Below are 16,745 nucleotides of genomic sequence, written 5' to 3'. Positions count from 1 at the left end.
AGAATTTCCCTGATTTCACCAGATTTAGTCGCTGCTGTGAACCCTTTTGGGTCAAATTCGCAGAACCTTTACGCGTTTCAGACGCTAAATTTGGATTTTCTGAAGGTGCAACCGCTCGGGGCTTGGCCCGGCCCGCGCTGGGGTATATCCTTGAGGACAAATTCATTTCAGTCATGTGAGGCACAGATGAAAGCCCGGATTTCTTTGGTTTTGGCAGCTGTAGTTCTGACGGTTGGGGCGGTTCAGGCCAAGCCTCTGTCGCGGATTATTGCGGAAATGGGCCTCAGCCCGCAGGATTTCGAAGTGCTGAGCGCGGCCTCGACCGCGTTGTTGACCAGCGGCGCTCCGTCCGTTGGGCAAGAGCGCGCATGGACCAATGATGCAACTGGTTCGAAAGGCACCGTGCGTATCGCTGCGGTACAGGGGAATTGTGTCTCGTTGCAGCATTCCGTTGAACCGGGTGGTGATGAGCAGAACCGGCAGATTCGAACGCGCAGGTGCAAGGACGCCAGTGGGAACTGGTTGCTGACGCCCTGATTCGCTTCAATAGCCTCTGCCTCGGTCGATCTCGTGCAGCAGCGGCTGGCCCGAGGTCAGCCGCTCGAAATTCCTGGCCACGTCTGCAAGCGCATCCCCCAGATGCCAGCCCGAGACATGCGGCGTAATCGTCACGCCGGGATGCTGCCAAAGAGGACTGTCCTGCGGTAAAGGCTCCTGAGAGGTGACATCCAGAATGGCATGGCCGGGTGTGCCTGCGTCCAATGCGTCGATCAAAGCGGTCTCGTCAATCAGATCGCCGCGCCCTGCGTTCAGCAGATGGCTGCCGGGCTTCATCGCGGCTAATATATCTGCGCCAAACAGCCCGACGGTTTGCGGGGTCGACGGTAGGATGGCGCAGACGTAGTCGCACTGACCAAGCAGCTCGGGCAGGGCATCCTGACCGTGCAGGCAGGTCACGCCGTCAATTTGCTTGGGTGACCGGCTCCATCCCATGACCTGAAAGCCAAGGCCCTTCAGCATGAGCGCAGTGCGCGCACCAATAGTGCCAAGACCCAGTACACCGACCTTTGTCTCTGACGTGATACGCGGCGCTTTGGGAGACCATTCGGACTTGCGCTGAGCGGCTTCGTAGTCTCCCAAATGGCGCTGGGCGCGCAGGATATGGGCCAGAAACCACTCGGCGATTTCTTGTGCCGGGGCGTCCGGCCTCAGGCGTGCGACGCGGATATGATCGGGCAATTTGGGGTTGCCTACGATGGTTTCCACGCCAGCGCCCAGTTTCTGTACTAGTTTGAGGTTGGGCAGGCGCTCAAGATGCGCATCCTGTAGCGTGCTGACCGCGACCATGGTGATTTCAGTCGGATTCCCGATCATGTCCGGGGTGCGGACATCAGCGTCGGGCGACTGATGCAGGACCTCTTTGGCCAAATCCGCATCGCTGATCCAGTTGGACAGGCCGGTTTCGATCAAAAGTGCCATGGGTGCCTCATGTATTGGAAATAGATGGAGGTGACGTCCCGTCACGGAACTGGACAGGGTCAGGGCAGCTAAGCCATTCTTCAGGCGAAGGTAAAGCCCGAACCGATGGGCAACGGAGGAGCGTTCATGAACATGTCATTCGGTCTGCGCGAGGAAAACCGCGCCCTTTTGCAGTGTGTCGCAGATATGATCCGCGATGAGATCATGCCGCTGGAAGAGGATTATCAGGCCGAAATCGGCAAGGGAGACCGTTGGCAGTACACCGACCGTCAGGCGGAAATTCTTGAGGGTTTGAAAGCCAAGGCCAAAGCGGCCGGGCTATGGAACTTTTGGCTTACCGACAGCGAAAAAGGGTTTGGCCTAACAACGGTTGAATACGCCTATTTCGCTGAAGAGATGGGCAAGACGCCTCTTGGGGCCGAGGTATTCAACTGCTCGGCCCCCGACACCGGAAACATGGAGGTGTTCGAGCGTTACGGCACCGAGAAGATGAAAGAGCAGTGGCTGACGCCTCTGCTCGAAGGTCAGATTCGCTCAGCCTATTTGATGACCGAGCCGGACGTGGCCTCATCTGACGCGACAAATGTGTCGATGTCCTGTGTGCGGGACGGGGATGACTATGTTCTGAACGGTGAGAAATGGTGGTCTTCGGGCGCGGGTGACCCGCGCTGCAAGGTTTACATCGTGATGGTCAAAACGGGTGGTGAGGATCAGCCGAAGCATCAGCGCCAGTCCATGGTTGTGGTGCCGGCTGACGCGCCGGGGATCGAGATTCTGCGCCCCATGGAGGTCTATGGCCACGACGATGCACCCCACGGGCATATGCACATCCGGTTCACCAATGTCCGTGTCCCCGCTGAAAACATCTTGCTGGGTGAAGGGCGTGGATTCGAAATCGCGCAAGGCCGGTTGGGGCCGGGCCGCATTCACCACTGCATGCGTGCCATCGGGCAGGCCGAAAGCGCGCTTGAGCAGATGTGCAAACGGTCGCTGCAGCGTGAGGCGTTCGGCAAGAAGCTGGCGCAGCTTGGGGCCAATTACGACATCATCGCCGAATGCCGGATGGAGATTGAAATGGCCCGCCTGCTGTGCCTGAAAGCAGCGTGGTACATGGATCAGGGTGACGCGCGGGCGGCGGCGCCATGGATCAGCCAGATCAAGGTGATCGCGCCTCAAGTCGCGCTGAAAGTGATTGACGAAGCGGTACAGATGTTCGGGGCGCAGGGGATCAGTCAGGATACCCCGCTGGCCAATGCCTGGACCCATGTCCGCACATTGCGCCTCGCCGATGGGCCGGACGCGGTTCATCGCCGTCAGGTCGCGCGTGCGGAGCTTAGGAAATACACTCAGGAGAAGGTCTGACGCCCAGGATGGCTACCTATGATTTCGAAGATCTCTCCTATTTTCATCAGCGAGAGGACGGGGCTTTTGTCGGCAATGATCCGGCGCGCGGTCCCTGGTCGGCGGAGCATTGTCACGCAGGGCCGGTGAGCGGCCTGATCGTACGCGCGGCTGAAACCGAGATCGGGCCCGAGAAGATGCTGACTCGCTTGACCGTTGATCTGCTGCGCCCTTTGCCCCTTGCCGGGCTGCGCGTGGCGGCTGAGACCACGCGCCATACCAGAACGCTCGGGACCACACGAGTGACGGTGCATGATCTGGACGACACCCTGTGCGCAACCGCAACCACGATGCATGTGGTGCGCCGGGACTTGGGCGATGTGCCCAATGTCGAAACGCGGCCATTGCGGTTCGAAGATGCGGTCGAAGGCCCTTTCCCGATCGGAGAGGTGCGCCATGACCTGCCCGGTTTCGCACATTTTAGCGATATCAGATACGGGGCGGGGGACAAGCAGGGAGTGGGGCCGAAAACCGTGTGGATGCGGACCCCGAACCTGTTGGAGGGTGAGGTGCAGTCTCCGATCCAATCGATCTGTGCCTTGGGGGATTGCGGCAATGGAATCTCATGGAATGCCCCAACGGCTGAGATGGGGTTCATGAACACCGATCTGACCATCAACATCCACCGAGAGCCCACCTCGGACTGGTTGGCCTCTCAATCCATTTCGCATTGGCAGCCCTCGGGGATCGGGATGTCTCAGTCGGTGCTGCATGACAGCCAGGGGCCTGTCGGAACGGCCCTACAAACGATTGTTCTGTTCCCACCCAAGTGATCGGTCGGCCAGTTTCTGCATCGAGACTGGAAATCGCATTGCCGATGCGTACTTCGACGCCTATCTTGCCCTTATGCGATGGTTGTTCCCATTTCTGACCTGCTGCCTGCCGATCCCGGCCTTGGCCCACCCGCATGTCTTCATTGACACGGGGTTGGAGTTCATCGTGGACGAGGCCGGACAGCTGACCCATGTCCGCGTGACCTGGGCCTATGATGAGCTGTTCTCGCTGCTACAGTTGGAGGACATGAGGTTGGATCAGGATGGCGACGGCGCGCTGACCGATAGTGAGCAGCAGTTCCTGACAGGTTTTGATGCGCAATGGATGGAAGGCTATAACGGTGATCTGGTTGTGACCGCCAGCGGTGCCCCGGTTGCCTTGTCTGGCCCGTTGGAACCGCATGCCACGACCGAAGATGGTCGCATCGTCACCACCCATCTGCGCGCTGTCGAAGGCGGATCTGTCCCGGCCGAAGCGATTTCGGCAAAAGCCTTCGATGAAACCTATTACACCGCCTACGACGTCACCCGTCCGGTCACCGTGTCCGGCCCGGCGACTTGTCTGCTCGAACGGATTGATCCGGATATCGACGGCCAATTGGCGCAGATGCAGGCCTTTCTCCTGACCCTGGATGCAGAATACGACCTTGAGGAAAACGATATCCCGCTTGTCGGCGAAAGCTTTGCGACCGAGATTTTGATTTCATGTCCAAATACCTGATTGTTCCCGTCGCTATCGCCTGTGGCCTGCTTTTGTGGTTCTGGGGCAGCGGCGGGTTTGACAGCCTAGCTGCTTGGGCGGCTGGCGAACAACGCGAATTCCAGAACCAGATCGCGCGTGCCCTTCGGGCGGCCCGCGCCGAACAACCTCAGGCGGTGGCAACACTGCTAACCGTTTGTTTCGCCTACGGGTTCTTTCATGCCATCGGCCCAGGGCACGGTAAGGTCCTGATCGGAGGCTACGGTCTGGGCCGTCAGGTCGCCTTCTGGCGCTTGTCGGCGATCAGCGTGCTGTCGAGCCTCGGGCAGGCCGTAACAGCAGTTGTTCTGGTCTATGCCGGGGTTCTGATATTCCAGTTGTCACGTGAGACACTGGTGGGCACGACAGAGCAGGTTATGGCGCCAATCAGCTATGCGGCCATCGCGGCCATTGGTTTGTGGCTGGTTTTTCGCGGGATGCGCAGTTTCGCGCGACGGTCCCGCAGCGATGCCGCGCATGGGCATTCTCACGACCATGAGCATCACCACGACCGCCACCATGAGGAACACGAGCACCACCATCATCATCACCATGATGAGGTCTGCTCGGATTGCGGCCATCGCCATGGCCCCAGCGCGGAAGAGGTCGCCAATGTCGGGTCACTGCGTGAGGCGCTCGTGCTGATCGCGGGCATCGCTGCGCGCCCCTGTACCGGGGCATTGTTCGTGCTGATCCTGACCTGGCAGATGGGAATTGCCATGGTCGGAATTGCCGGAGCTTTCGCGATGGCGCTGGGCACCGCGACTGTCACAACGCTGGTCGGCTGGACGTCCTTTGGCCTGCGCGGCGGGTTGCTTGCCTCGGCCTCGGCCACGCGATTTGCGTCGATACTGGCCCCGACCATCGAGCTGGTGGCAGGGCTAGTGATTGTCGTGATTGCCAGCGGCCTGTTGTTGCGCGCGATTTAAAGCGATCTAGAAAACCGGATCAGGGTAACTGACCCGTGCCAGATACAGCCCTTGCGGCGGGCAAACCGGCCCGCAGGCGGCGCGATCTTCGGCCTCTAGCGCGTCGCGCACATCCTCGGGTGACCACGACCCCGCGCCAACACGTTCAAGCGTTCCCACAAAGCTGCGCACCTGATTGTGCAGGAATGACCGCGCCCGAACGTGAAAATGCACCTCGGGGCCAGAGAAGCCCTGCACCTTTTCTACCCGCAACTCATCCAGAGTTTTCACCGGGCTGGCCGCCTGACAGATCGAGGATCGGAAAGTGGTGAAATCATGCCGCCCCATCAACATATCCGCACCCGCCTGCATGGCCTCGACATCCAGCTGATGATTGATCTGCCAAACCTGCCCTTTGTCATGGGTCGCAGGAGCGCGGCGCATCAGGATGCGGAACAGGTATTGACGTTCAACCGCCGTAAAGCGCGCGTGCCAGTCATCAGCGACCCGCGCAGCCTGAACAATCGCCACCGGCTGCGGCTTGAGGTGATAGTTCAACGCCTCGGACAGGCGGAACGGATCCCACTCCTTGACCAGATCGCAATGCGCCACTTGCCCCAGCGCATGCACACCCGCATCGGTGCGCCCTGCGGCAGCAATGGTGTGATCGCCCGGCTGGATGCGGGATAGGGCGTGCTCAATGGCCCCTTGCACCGAGGGCAGCTCTTTCTGGCGTTGCCATCCGGCAAACGGCTCCCCTTGGTATTCGACTTTCAAAGCATATCTGGGCATGGGCCGCTGGTAGCGCGCGACGCGCAAACGGGCAAGGGGGCGAAAGCGCTGGCATGTCCGGCAGCGGCTACCTATCTTGGGCGAAACGATTATTGCGGGGCGACAATTTGGTCATCTCATCCCTGGCAGACAGTCTTGTGCGCGGCGTCGAATCCATCGGCGACAGCGTGTCCGAGACGTTTTTCGAGCCTGTCATCCGTCTGGGCGTCACCGGTCTGGCGCGCTCCGGCAAGACGGTTTTCATCACGTCGCTGGTGGCAAACCTGCTGGACCGGGGCCGCATGAGCGGCCTGGTTGCGCAGCAAGAGGGGCGCATCAACGCGGCCTACCTGCAACCGCAGCCAGACGACACGGTCCCGCGGTTCGACTACGAATCTCACCTCTCCGACCTCACAGGCCCACAACCGCACTGGCCCGAAAGCACCCGCGCCGTGTCCGAGCTGCGCCTGTCGTTCAAGGCGCGACCGGCCGGATTGCTGGCAGGGCTTCAGGGATCGCGCACCGTACATCTGGACATCGTGGACTATCCCGGCGAGTGGCTTCTGGACCTCGCGTTGCTGGACAAATCCTACGCGGACTGGTCGCTGGAGACGCTGTCGCGCATCGAAAACCGCCCCGAGGCAGCCGAGTTTCTGGCGCAGGCCCGTGGCACTGATCTGACAGCGACGCATGATGAGCCTACGGTGCAGGCTCTGGCTGCTGCGTTCACGACCTATCTGAACACGGCGCGGGATGCTGGTTTCTACGATTGCACGCCGGGTCGTTTTCTGTTGCCTGGCGATCTGGCAGGTTCTCCGGTTCTGACCTTTGCGCCTTTGCCGGTGACCGACTCTTCGCGCCGTCGCACCCTGCAGCGCGAGATGGAGCGGCGCTACGAGGCTTATAAATCCCAAGTGGTGAAGCCGTTTTTCCGCGATCATTTCTCACGCATCGACCGTCAGGTTGTGCTGGTCGATGCATTGGGCGCAATCCACAAAGGCCCGCAAGCGGTCGAGGATATGCGCCGCGCCATGGGCGATATCCTCTCGGCCTTCCGTCCGGGGCGTAACGCGTGGCTCAGCCAGTTGTTGCTGGGCAAACGGGTTGAACGCATTCTGTTTGCGGCCACCAAAGCCGACCACCTGCACCACACGCAACACCCGCGCCTGACCGCGATCATGGAGGCTCTGACCCGTGAGGCGCGGGACCGGGCGAGTTTCGCCGGTGCTGAAACGGCAGCCCTGTCACTGGCCTCGCTGCGTGCCACGACCGAAGAAATGCGCAGCCACAACGGAACCGAACTTCCTTGCGTCCGGGGAACCTTGTTGGACAGTGGTAAACAAGCCGCGTTCTACCCCGGAGAGCTTCCGGATGATCCATCCCATCTGCTCGGCCCAGCGCGGAACGGGGCCGAGGCGTGGCTTGGTGATGACTATGGTTTCATGTCCTTCGCTCCGGCCCAGTTGACGCTGCGCCCGGGCGACGGCCCGCCGCATATCCGGTTAGACCGGGCCGCGCAGTTTTTGATCGGAGACCGGCTTTGACCGTTACCCTCCGCTCCGCCCGCAGCACCGATGCCGGTGCGACCGGGGAAATCCTGCATGGGTTTTCGCGCGAGAATGACTGGATGCCCGACCTCCACAGCTGCGCTGAAACCATCGCCTTTTGTGGCCGTATGATTGATCAAGGCTGGGTTACGGTCGTTGAGGTCTCGGACACAGTGGTTGGATTTTTGGCCCTGAAGGGAACGGATGTACATTCGCTGTATTTGACGCCTGCTGCGCGCGGGCAGGGGATTGGCAAGCGGTTGCTTGATCATGCGAAGGCGCAGCACTCGCGGCTGACGCTGTTTGCATTTCAGGCCAACACCGGAGCGTGCAGGTTCTATGAACGCAACGGCTTTGCCGAGGTCGCTCGAAGCGACGGGGCGGATAACGATGAAAACCTGCCGGACATCAAATATGTCTGGCGTAGTGAAGGGGCAGAGAATGGCTAAAGGCCCGGTCCTGATCGACCTCGAAGCAGACGAACCCGCCGCTGACGTGGCCAAGGCCCCTCCGGTGCCCGATCTGGCGGTACCTCAAGGGCGGGCCATGCAAAGCGCGGCGCGATTTGCCGCCCGCAAACCCTCGGCCTTGGCGCGTTGGTTCTGGGGGTTGGCGCTGGCGGTAGTCGGGGCTGCGATTTCGGTCGCCGCATGGGATTTCGCGACCTCGCTGATCGTACGCGCGCCCATTCTGGGCTGGGTTGTCACCGGTTTGATCGCAGCTTTGGTCCTTGTTGCGCTGATCATCGCCGTCCGGGAACTGGCTGCAATTGGCCGCCTGTCCCGCGTTGACGGATTGCGCCGCGCAGCGGATGAGGCGTTGGCGGATGCCGATCTGACCAAAGCGCGGGCGGTCACAACCCGCTTGATTGCATTCTACAAGGGCCGGGATGAGACCAAATGGGGCCGTGATCGGCTGTCCGAACGTATGTCAGAACAATTCGACGCCTCTGGCCTGCTGACCTTGGCCGAGGATGAACTGCTGGCCCCCTTGGACGCCGCCGCCAGTCGCGAGGTTGAGGCAGCAGCCCGGCAGGTGGCTACGGTCACGGCCTTGGTGCCCCTGGCCCTTGCGGATGTGGTCACGGCCCTTGCAACCTCGTTGCGAATGATCCGGCGGGTGGCCGAGATTTATGGTGGGCGGGCCGGGTTTCTGGGAAGCTGGCGCCTGACGCGCGCCGTTTTCGTGCATCTGGTGGCGACCGGTGCGGTGGCCGTCGGCGACGACTTGTTGGAGCCTGTTCTGGGTGGATCGGTCCTCAGTAAATTGTCGCGCCGGTTTGGTGAAGGGTTGGTGAATGGCGCCCTCAGCGCCCGAGTCGGAGTGGCCGCGATGGAAGTGTGTCGACCCTTGCCCTTCTCGGATCGTCACAAACCGTCGGTCCGCACAACGATCAAAAGGGCGTTGCAGGGGCTATTCAGTAAGACTTGATCTGACGCAAAGCGGCATGGCACGCCATTCGTCACAGTGAATTTGACAGAAAGCGAGCCATGACAGATCACGGTCACAGCCAGCATGAAATTGAACAGAGAATTAGCGACCCACCCGGGCGGGGCGTTTTGCGTGACATCGTGTATGGGGGCATAGACGGGTCGGTCACCACATTTGCGATCGTTGCGGGCGTTGCAGGTGCAGGGCTGTCGTCGTTCGTAATTGTCGCTCTGGGCTTGGCCAATGTGCTGGCCGACGGGTTTTCGATGGCCGTTGGCAACTATTCTGGCACCAAGGCTGAATTGGACAATATCAAACGCATTCGAGCCATCGAAAAGCGTCACATCGCGCTCTACCCGGATGGCGAGCGCGATGAGGTGCGCGAGATCCTTGCGCAGAAGGGTTTGTCCGGACAGGTGTTGGAGGATGCGACAGAGGCTATCACCGCGGACCGCGAAAACTGGATCAACCTGATGATCGAGGGCGAATACGGGCTTGGCAGCGTCGATCCGCATCCGGTGAAGGCTGCGATGGCCACGTTTCTGGCCTTTCTGGTGGCCGGGATGGTTCCTCTGCTGCCGTTTCTGCTGGCTCTGGACAACGCTTTCACTCTCTCTGTCTGCATGACCATGGGGGTGTTTTTTGCCATCGGAGCGCTGAAAAGCCGGTGGTCGCTGACTCCGTGGTGGCGCTCGGGGCTGGAGACGTTTGCCATCGGCGGTGCAGCGGCCATGATTGCCTATTTCGTGGGGTCGTTGTTTCACCCTTAGCCCGATGATGTAGCGCCATTCGTCGCATCGGGCGGAGCCTCTGGACCATCGGGCATGGGCGGCTTATAAGCGCCCCCATGCATGACCAGATGGCCATCATTATTCGAATTATATCCCCGGCGCTCTGACCCTTTGAGACGCCGGGCAAAGGTGTTTGAGACTTCGCACCGACCGCTTCGATCCTAGTACGACCAGATCATCCAAAGGACGCCCCCAATGTGCGCCGACACGATCCAGACACCCGACTACAAAGACACGCTGAACCTACCCAAGACCGAATTCCCCATGCGCGCTGGATTGCCCAAGCGCGAACCCGCATGGCTGGAGCGTTGGGAAAAGATCGGCGTCTACGACCGCCTGCGCGAGAAAGAAGGCCGTAAGCCTTTCACCCTGCATGACGGCCCACCCTACGCGAACGGTCACCTCCATATCGGCCACGCGCTGAACAAGACGATCAAGGACATGATCGTGCGATCGCATCAGATGATGGGTTTCGACGCGCGCTATGTGCCCGGTTGGGACTGTCACGGTCTGCCCATCGAATGGAAGATCGAGGAACAGTACCGCAAGAAGGGCAAGAACAAGGACGAGGTGAACATCGTCGACTTCCGTCAGGAGTGCCGCAAGTTCGCAGAAGGCTGGATCGACATCCAGCGCGAAGAGTTCAAGCGCCTGGGCATCACTGGCAACTGGCCCGATCCCTACATCACGATGGACTACCATGCCGAGGCGGTGATCGCCGACGAGTTTATGAAGTTCCTGATGAACGGCACGCTCTATCAGGGTTCGAAGCCGGTTATGTGGTCGCCCATCGAAAAGACCGCTCTGGCCGAGGCCGAGGTTGAGTATCACGACAAGGAAAGCTTCACCATCTGGGTGAAGTTCAAGGTCGTGAATGCCGGTGATTTGAATGACGCATTTGTTGTGATCTGGACCACGACCCCTTGGACCATGCCGTCGAACAAGGCGGTCGTGTATGGCAAGGACATCTCTTACGGCCTCTACGAAGTCATCGGCGCGCCCGAGGAATGCTGGGCCGCCGTTGGTGACAAGTTCCTGCTGGCTGACAATCTGGCCGCGGATGTGCTGGGCCGCGCGCGTCTGAACGACGACCAGTGGACCCGCGTCCGTGACGTGACCAGCGATGAGCTGGCAGGCGTGCAACTGACCCACCCGCTGGCCGGGGCCGAGGGCGGCAACGGCGAATGGGACGACATCCGCGACTTCCGCGCAGCTGAGTTCGTGACCGATACCGAAGGCACCGGCTTTGTCCACTGTGCGCCGTCGCACGGGATGGAGGAATTCGAACTCTATCGCGATCTGGGCATGCTTGAGCAGGTCATTACTTACAATGTGATGGACGACGGCTCGTTCCGCGCTGATCTGCCGTTCTTTGGCGGCAAATACATCCTGTCCCGCAAGGGTGGTGAAGGTGACGCGAACAAAGCGGTCATCGACAAGCTGGTCGAGGTTGGCGGGTTGCTGGCGCGTGGTAAGATCAAGCACAGCTATCCGCATTCGTGGCGCTCGAAAGCTCCGATCATCTATCGCAACACGCCGCAGTGGTTTGCATCCGTAGACCGCAAGCTGGACGACGGCATGGGCGAGATGGGCGACACCATCCGCGAACGCGCCCTGCGGTCCATCGACGAGCTGGTGAAATGGACGCCGCAGACAGGCCGTAACCGTCTGTATTCGATGATCGAGGCGCGCCCGGACTGGGTTCTGTCGCGTCAGCGCGCCTGGGGTGTGCCGCTGACCTGCTTCACCAAGAAAGGTGCTTTGCCAACCGACGCGGATTACCTGCTGCGCAATGCCGATCTGAACGCGCGCATCAAGGCGGCGTTCGAGAAAGACGGCGCGGATATCTGGTACACCGACGGGTTCAAAGAGAAGATCCTCGACGGCATCGCCAATCCGGATGACTACGATCAGGTCTTCGACGTGTTGGACGTGTGGTTCGACTCTGGGTCCACCCATGCCTTCGTTCTGCGCGACCGTGAGGACGGCACCGAAGACGGCATTGCGGACGTCTACATGGAAGGCACCGACCAGCACCGCGGTTGGTTCCATTCGTCGATGCTGCAGGCCTGCGGCACCAAAGGCCGTGCGCCCTACCGCAACGTGGTGACCCATGGTTTCACGCTGGATGCCAAGGGCAACAAGATGTCCAAATCTCTGGGCAACACCATCGTGCCGGAGGAGGTCGTCAAGCAATATGGCGCCGATATCCTGCGTCTGTGGGTGGCTCAGACCGACTATACCGCCGACCAGCGGATCGGGCCGGAAATCCTGAAGGGCACCGCCGACAGCTATCGCCGTCTGCGCAACACCATGCGGTTCCTGCTGGGATCATTGGCCGATTTCACCGAGGCCGACCGCGTTGCGCCCGAGGATATGCCGCGTCTGGAACGCTGGGTTCTCAGCCGTTTGGCCGATCTGGATGAACAGGTGAGAAAGGGCTATGCAGAGTTCGATTTCCAAGGCGTTTTCAGCGCGGTCTTCACCTTTGCCACGGTTGATTTGTCGTCCTTCTACTTCGACGTCCGCAAGGACGCGCTGTATTGCGACGGCGATAGCCTGCGCCGCCGTGCGGCCCGTACCGTGCTGGATATCCTGTTCCACCGCCTGACCACATGGCTGGCGCCGGTTCTGGTCTTCACCATGGAAGAGGTCTGGCTGGAGCGGTTCCCCGGCGACGACAGCTCGGTCCATCTGGTGGACTTCCCGGAGACACCGGCCGATTGGCGTGATGCCGCGTTGGAAGAGGCCGTTGCCAAGGTCCGTCGTGTACGCCGCGCGGTGACCGCCGCGCTGGAGGTTCAGCGTCAGGACAAGGTGATCGGATCGAGCCTCGAGGCTGCTCCGATCGTGCATGTCGAAGATCAGGACACTGTTGCGCTGTTGGCGACTTTTGATGTGGACGATCTGTGCATCACCTCGGGACTGACTGTCTCCAAGGACCCGGCCCCGGCCGAAGCCTTCCGCGTGCCCGAGATTGAGGGCGTTGGTGTGGTATTCGAAAAGGCGGAAGGCGACAAATGCCAACGCTGCTGGAAGATTCTGCCCGACGTTGGACGGCATAGTCATGCGGGCGTCTGTGGGCGCTGTGATGAAGCGCTGAGCTAAAGCACTTCTTGAGTGTTGTAAGCGGAGTCTTTTGCGAGGCTCTGCCTCGCGCTCCGAGGTATTTTTGAACAGAAGAAGAGGCGAGCGCGGCGCGTTATGGGTTGCGCTTTGCCTGCAAAGACTGGCAGCCTTCGGTCATGCCGATGATTGCTGTACAGACCCAGTTCGGGTGTCTTGGGGTTGAGGAACAGGACGGGGCGATCACGCGTCTTGTCTGGGATGGCGTGAGCGACGGACCCGAGACGCCTTTGTTGCGTGAAGCAGCGGCACAGCTGACGGCCTATGACGAAGGGCGGCTTGAGCGGTTTGATCTACCTTATCATGTTTCAGGGTCCGAGTTTCAGCGGCAGGTCTGTGATTTGATGTACGCGATTCCGCTTGGCGAAACTCGCACCTATGGGGATATCGCCAAGGAGCTGGGTCAACCGCCTCAGCCGGTGGGGCAGGCCTGTGGGGCGAACCCGATCCCTGTCATCATTCCGTGCCATCGTGTTCTGGCGGCCAATGGGTTGGGCGGGTTCTCAGGCGATGGCGGGGTTGAGACCAAAGTGGCCCTGTTGCTGCACGAAAAGGCGGCGGGTCTGTTGATCTGATCGGTGAAAACCTGTTGCATTCCAACGTCTCGAGCCTCACCTTGTTTCAAAAGGAGAGTTCGAAGGATCCCATTGAATGACCGACCAAGCAGAACGCGCCGCAGAAAAGAAAGCCATCATTGACCGCCTGATGTCGCTGGAGGCGCAGGAACTGGCCACGGCCCAGGCACATTACGACGCCTTTTTGAAAGATGCCCAACTGGATGACCGGGAAGGGCATGACAAGGATGATATAGCAGCCTCGCGCGAGAATGCGGACCTTGCTGCGGCGTTCGACGCGCCGGTACACGCGCATCATGCCAAGATAGACGTGATCGAGAACACTAATTTCGGTATCACTGATACGGTTCAGCCCGGCGCGGTCATCAAGTTCAACAATCGCCGTTTTGTTGTCTGCGTCTCGACCACTCGGTTCGACGTGGACGGCAAGACCTATATGGGTATCTCAACCCAGAGCCCAATTTATCTCGCCATGATTGGCCTGCAGGCAGGCGATGTCTTCACCCATAACGGGACCGAGTTTGAGGTTCAGGACGTTTTGTAATCGGCGCTTTTGCGTTGCGGAATGATCTGCTGCGCAATGCCTGCGAAGACAAGATACAGGCTGGTCACAACCAGCCCCCAATGCGCCCAGCTTTCCGGGTGGAAATCTACCCAGGCCGCCCAACCGGCAAAGAAGGTCCAGGCCAGTGCCATGGGCAGGGTCACGCTGCGCCAGCGCTCGGTGCGGACGGGGTGAACGAATTTCAAGGGCAGGAACATGGCGACGGCCAGAAGGGTTACTATAACGAGGCTGACCCAGAAGTTTGGCTCGAGCGCGAAGATCACGATGACAAACATGTTCCAGCATCCGGGGAAGCCAGAGAACGAGTTGTCCTTGGTCTTCATCCGCGTGTCGGCAAAGTACATGGCGCTGGCGAATGTGATGACGATGATCGCAAACCACCCTGTCCAGCCATCCATCAAGCCGGATTTAAACAGCGCATAGGCCGGTATGAACACATAGGTCAGGTAATCGATGATGAGATCCAACAGGACACCATCAAACTCGGGCGCATTTTTCTTGACGTGATAATGGCGGGCCAAGGGGCCGTCGATGCCGTCGACGATGAAGGAAACCACAAGCCACAGATACATCAGGCTCCATTTTTCATCCACGGCCGCCAGCATGGCGAGCATTGCGAAAACGGCTCCGGTTGCGGTGAAAAGATGAACGGCAAGCGCTTTGAATCTAAGTGTCATGCCCGTGTCATGAAGGATGTGAGGGGCAGATGCAAAGCAAAAAGACAGTTTGGTTGCAAGGACATTGAGGATGCCGTGCTTTTGGACCTCAGGCCTTTGGGTGGGCGCGGTTGTAGACCTCCATCAGGCGGGCGGTATCGACGGCCGTATAGGTCTGGGTGGTGGATAGCGAGGCGTGGCCAAGAAGCTCTTGAATAGCGCGCAGGTCCCCACCGGCTGAGAGCAGATGCGTGGCAAAACTGTGCCGCATGGCATGGGGCGTCGCGGTCGCTGGCAGGCCGAGCTGCATGCGGGCCTTGGACATGACCTCTTGTATCGCGCGGGGATTCAGCGCTCCGCCCCGGACACCGCGAAACAGGGCAAGGTTGTCTGATTTCGGATGCGGGCAGAGTTGGAGATAGTGATCCACCGCTTCGCGGGCGGCAGGAAGGACAGGGACGATCCTCTCTTTGTCGCCTTTGCCTGTAATGCGCAGGGTTGCCGGCAGGGGGGCATCTGCACCGGTCAGAGACAGCGCCTCAGAAATGCGCAACCCGCAGCCGTAGAGCAGCGTGACAACAGCAACGTCACGGGCCGAGACCCAGTTATTGCTGGATTGTAGCTCAACCGTTTCGATCATGGCGCGGGCTGCGTCCTCGGCCAGAGGGCGGGGGAGCTTTTTGGTGAATTTCGGCGCGCGGGTTGAAAGGACGGCAGTTGGCTCGAACCCTTCGCGCTCGGCCAGCCAGCGGTAAAAGCTTTTGACGGCTGACAGCTTTCGGGCCAGAGAGCGCGCACCCACGCCGCTTTGGCGCTGATCGGCCATCCAGGCACGCATGTCCGAAACTGTGATGCGTTCGAGCGCGGCGATGCCCTGGCGGTCTCCATGGTGGAGGGTTATGAAGGAGAGAAAATCAGTGACATCCCCGCGATATGCGGTTTGGGTGTTCTGAGACCGTCCCGCCAGCGCGCCCAAGCTCTCCAGCCAGTGTTGGAGGGCGTCTCGGCAGGCTGGCGAAATGAGGCTCACGACAGCCAGTGGCGCATCGAGCGTTCAAACACGCCAGCAAAGAAGGACAGCAGATCGGTGCCAAGTTGCGGCGTGAAGTGCCTCGGGTCCGAGGCCCCCATGACAATCAGACCGGGCAGGCGACCGGGGCCAAGATCCAGCTTGAGGCATGCTTCGGACCTGAGTTGAGCGGCAAGAGTGCCAAATACCCGTTGGTTGGGTCTATCGATTTCGCGCAAGATGACATCGCGCGCAGGGCCGCCGCGATCATAGGTGAGGTATTGGTCGACAAAGCCCGGTTCGACGACGGTCAACGTGCCGTCCAGCTTGTCGACGGCTGGGTCGTCCATAAGGGCGGTGGTTTCCAGCACCAGTGTGATGCGCTGGACCCGCAGGATTTCGGCGATATCCTGGCCAAGCACGCGCAGGAAGTCTTCGAAATCGACCGGTTCCAGAAGACGCAGAATGGCGCGGTGGACCTGATTGGTCCCGGCCAGGTTTTCATAGGCTGCGGCGATGACGGACCGGTGCGTGTCTTCCAATCGGTCCAGTCTGGCTTCGAGCCGTTGCATGGCGATGCCGCGCAGGTCGATGACGTTGTCGCCTCGGGCCTGTTCATTGGCGTCTACCAGTGCCTGCATCAGATCTTTATCATCCAGCAAAGCATCAGGCTTGGCCAGAATCGCGGCTCTGAGGTTGTCCTCGAGTTTTGGGTTGCTGCTCATGTCCCGTCCGGTCGTTTTTTGTTTTGGCGGCTTATAGCACGGCCAACCGGAATTACCTTGGGAAAAATGCACGTCTGGGTGGATTTCGTTTTGAGCTGTGTCCGGAGCGCTCCCGCCTGTTTGGCGCTGATCAGAGATCAGCCCCGCACAGTTGGGCCGCGGGGGGGGGGGGGGGGGGGGGGGGGGGGGGGGGGGGGGGGGGGGGGGGGGGGGGGGGGGGGGGGGGGGGGGGGGGGGGGGGGGGGGGGG

The 16,745-nt window shown here is 60.4% G+C and carries 17 protein-coding genes; 12 read left to right on the top strand and 5 right to left on the bottom strand.

Annotation, left to right across the window (positions count from 1 at the left end):
* Positions 1-186 precede the first annotated feature (186 nt).
* Positions 187-537, top strand: a complete 351-nt coding sequence (locus tag ACXAH8_RS11665; RefSeq protein ID WP_170377750.1) for a hypothetical protein — start codon at positions 187-189, stop codon at positions 535-537.
* Between the two features lie 6 nt (positions 538-543).
* Here ACXAH8_RS11665 and ACXAH8_RS11660 read toward each other — a convergent pair whose 3' ends face one another.
* Positions 544-1,479 (bottom strand): 2-hydroxyacid dehydrogenase, encoded by a 936-nt coding sequence (locus ACXAH8_RS11660; RefSeq protein WP_475218578.1) that lies wholly within the window; start codon positions 1,477-1,479, stop codon positions 544-546.
* A gap of 126 nt (positions 1,480-1,605) precedes the next feature.
* Here ACXAH8_RS11660 and ACXAH8_RS11655 point away from each other — a divergent pair, with 126 nt between their 5' ends.
* The 4 genes from ACXAH8_RS11655 to ACXAH8_RS11640 all read left to right on the top strand — a co-directional run bounded on the left by ACXAH8_RS11655 (position 1,606) and on the right by ACXAH8_RS11640 (position 5,321).
* Complete coding sequence (locus ACXAH8_RS11655) at positions 1,606-2,841, top strand: acyl-CoA dehydrogenase family protein (RefSeq protein WP_475218575.1); 1,236 nt, start codon at positions 1,606-1,608, stop codon at positions 2,839-2,841.
* Positions 2,842-2,849: 8 nt separating this feature from the next.
* Positions 2,850-3,653 (top strand): thioesterase family protein, encoded by an 804-nt coding sequence (locus ACXAH8_RS11650; protein WP_475218573.1) that lies wholly within the window; start codon positions 2,850-2,852, stop codon positions 3,651-3,653.
* A gap of 73 nt (positions 3,654-3,726) precedes the next feature.
* Positions 3,727-4,374, top strand: a complete 648-nt coding sequence (locus ACXAH8_RS11645) for a DUF1007 family protein (RefSeq protein ID WP_170640439.1) — start codon at positions 3,727-3,729, stop codon at positions 4,372-4,374.
* On the top strand, positions 4,359-5,321 hold the full coding sequence (locus ACXAH8_RS11640; protein WP_475218571.1) for a nickel/cobalt transporter: 963 nt from the start codon (positions 4,359-4,361) through the stop codon (positions 5,319-5,321). Before ACXAH8_RS11645 ends, ACXAH8_RS11640 begins: the two co-directional genes overlap by 16 nt.
* Before the next feature lie 6 nt (positions 5,322-5,327).
* Here ACXAH8_RS11640 and truA read toward each other — a convergent pair whose 3' ends face one another.
* On the bottom strand, positions 5,328-6,092 hold the full coding sequence (truA, locus tag ACXAH8_RS11635; protein WP_475218568.1) for a tRNA pseudouridine(38-40) synthase TruA: 765 nt from the start codon (positions 6,090-6,092) through the stop codon (positions 5,328-5,330).
* Positions 6,093-6,199: 107 nt separating this feature from the next.
* Between truA and ACXAH8_RS11630 the strand changes: the two genes are divergently transcribed.
* The 7 genes from ACXAH8_RS11630 to ACXAH8_RS11600 all read left to right on the top strand — a co-directional run bounded on the left by ACXAH8_RS11630 (position 6,200) and on the right by ACXAH8_RS11600 (position 14,085).
* A complete protein-coding gene (locus tag ACXAH8_RS11630) occupies positions 6,200-7,615 on the top strand; it encodes a YcjX family GTP-binding protein (RefSeq protein WP_475218566.1) in 1,416 nt (471 codons plus the stop codon).
* A complete protein-coding gene (locus ACXAH8_RS11625) occupies positions 7,612-8,067 on the top strand; it encodes an N-acetyltransferase family protein (protein ID WP_475218564.1) in 456 nt (151 codons plus the stop codon). The genes ACXAH8_RS11630 and ACXAH8_RS11625 overlap by 4 nt, the downstream gene beginning before the upstream one ends.
* Positions 8,060-9,049 carry a YcjF family protein gene (locus tag ACXAH8_RS11620; protein ID WP_475218562.1) on the top strand — a complete coding sequence of 330 codons (990 nt, stop codon included), beginning with the start codon at positions 8,060-8,062 and terminating at the stop codon, positions 9,047-9,049. Before ACXAH8_RS11625 ends, ACXAH8_RS11620 begins: the two co-directional genes overlap by 8 nt.
* Positions 9,050-9,108: 59 nt before the next feature.
* A complete protein-coding gene (locus ACXAH8_RS11615) occupies positions 9,109-9,819 on the top strand; it encodes a VIT1/CCC1 transporter family protein (protein WP_475218560.1) in 711 nt (236 codons plus the stop codon).
* Between the two features lie 216 nt (positions 9,820-10,035).
* A complete protein-coding gene (gene ileS / locus ACXAH8_RS11610) occupies positions 10,036-12,948 on the top strand; it encodes an isoleucine--tRNA ligase (protein ID WP_475218558.1) in 2,913 nt (970 codons plus the stop codon).
* 137 nt (positions 12,949-13,085) lie between these two features.
* Positions 13,086-13,541: a methylated-DNA--[protein]-cysteine S-methyltransferase gene (locus ACXAH8_RS11605; protein WP_170691111.1), complete on the top strand. Its 456-nt coding sequence runs from the start codon at positions 13,086-13,088 to the stop codon at positions 13,539-13,541.
* A gap of 76 nt (positions 13,542-13,617) precedes the next feature.
* Positions 13,618-14,085 (top strand): hypothetical protein, encoded by a 468-nt coding sequence (locus ACXAH8_RS11600; protein ID WP_170377775.1) that lies wholly within the window; start codon positions 13,618-13,620, stop codon positions 14,083-14,085.
* Here ACXAH8_RS11600 and ACXAH8_RS11595 read toward each other — a convergent pair.
* From ACXAH8_RS11595 to ACXAH8_RS11585, 3 genes are all read right to left on the bottom strand, one after another.
* Entirely contained in the window at positions 14,070-14,783 is a 714-nt protein-coding gene (locus tag ACXAH8_RS11595; protein WP_475218555.1) for a CDP-alcohol phosphatidyltransferase family protein, read from the bottom strand. The two genes, ACXAH8_RS11600 and ACXAH8_RS11595, sit on opposite strands and share 16 nt — an antisense overlap.
* An 88-nt stretch (positions 14,784-14,871) precedes the next feature.
* Positions 14,872-15,792 carry a tyrosine recombinase XerC gene (locus ACXAH8_RS11590; protein ID WP_475218553.1) on the bottom strand — a complete coding sequence of 307 codons (921 nt, stop codon included), beginning with the start codon at positions 15,790-15,792 and terminating at the stop codon, positions 14,872-14,874.
* The gene (locus ACXAH8_RS11585) at positions 15,789-16,496 is read right to left on the bottom strand and encodes a DUF484 family protein (protein WP_475218551.1); all 708 of its coding nucleotides are present in this window, start codon (positions 16,494-16,496) and stop codon (positions 15,789-15,791) included. The genes ACXAH8_RS11590 and ACXAH8_RS11585 overlap by 4 nt, the downstream gene beginning before the upstream one ends.
* Positions 16,497-16,745 lie beyond the last annotated feature (249 nt).

Source organism: Ruegeria sp. ABV3_008 (assembly GCF_056161185.1).
This window is presented reverse-complemented; position numbering and strand designations above follow the sequence as displayed.

Excerpts from the sequence above, each read along its gene's own strand:
- ACXAH8_RS11665 (WP_170377750.1), top strand. The coding sequence starts at position 187 with ATGAAAGCCCGGATTTCTTTGGTTTTGGCAGCTGTAGTTCTGACGGTT.
- ACXAH8_RS11660 (WP_475218578.1), bottom strand. The coding sequence starts at position 1,479 with ATGGCACTTTTGATCGAAACCGGCCTGTCCAACTGGATCAGCGATGCG.
- ACXAH8_RS11655 (WP_475218575.1), top strand. The coding sequence starts at position 1,606 with ATGAACATGTCATTCGGTCTGCGCGAGGAAAACCGCGCCCTTTTGCAG.
- ACXAH8_RS11650 (WP_475218573.1), top strand. The coding sequence starts at position 2,850 with ATGGCTACCTATGATTTCGAAGATCTCTCCTATTTTCATCAGCGAGAG.
- ACXAH8_RS11645 (WP_170640439.1), top strand. The coding sequence starts at position 3,727 with ATGCGATGGTTGTTCCCATTTCTGACCTGCTGCCTGCCGATCCCGGCC.
- ACXAH8_RS11640 (WP_475218571.1), top strand. The coding sequence starts at position 4,359 with ATGTCCAAATACCTGATTGTTCCCGTCGCTATCGCCTGTGGCCTGCTT.
- truA (WP_475218568.1), bottom strand. The coding sequence starts at position 6,092 with ATGCCCAGATATGCTTTGAAAGTCGAATACCAAGGGGAGCCGTTTGCC.
- ACXAH8_RS11620 (WP_475218562.1), top strand. The coding sequence starts at position 8,060 with ATGGCTAAAGGCCCGGTCCTGATCGACCTCGAAGCAGACGAACCCGCC.
- ACXAH8_RS11615 (WP_475218560.1), top strand. The coding sequence starts at position 9,109 with ATGACAGATCACGGTCACAGCCAGCATGAAATTGAACAGAGAATTAGC.
- ileS (WP_475218558.1), top strand. The coding sequence starts at position 10,036 with ATGTGCGCCGACACGATCCAGACACCCGACTACAAAGACACGCTGAAC.
- ACXAH8_RS11605 (WP_170691111.1), top strand. The coding sequence starts at position 13,086 with ATGCCGATGATTGCTGTACAGACCCAGTTCGGGTGTCTTGGGGTTGAG.
- ACXAH8_RS11600 (WP_170377775.1), top strand. The coding sequence starts at position 13,618 with ATGACCGACCAAGCAGAACGCGCCGCAGAAAAGAAAGCCATCATTGAC.
- ACXAH8_RS11595 (WP_475218555.1), bottom strand. The coding sequence starts at position 14,783 with ATGACACTTAGATTCAAAGCGCTTGCCGTTCATCTTTTCACCGCAACC.
- ACXAH8_RS11585 (WP_475218551.1), bottom strand. The coding sequence starts at position 16,496 with ATGAGCAGCAACCCAAAACTCGAGGACAACCTCAGAGCCGCGATTCTG.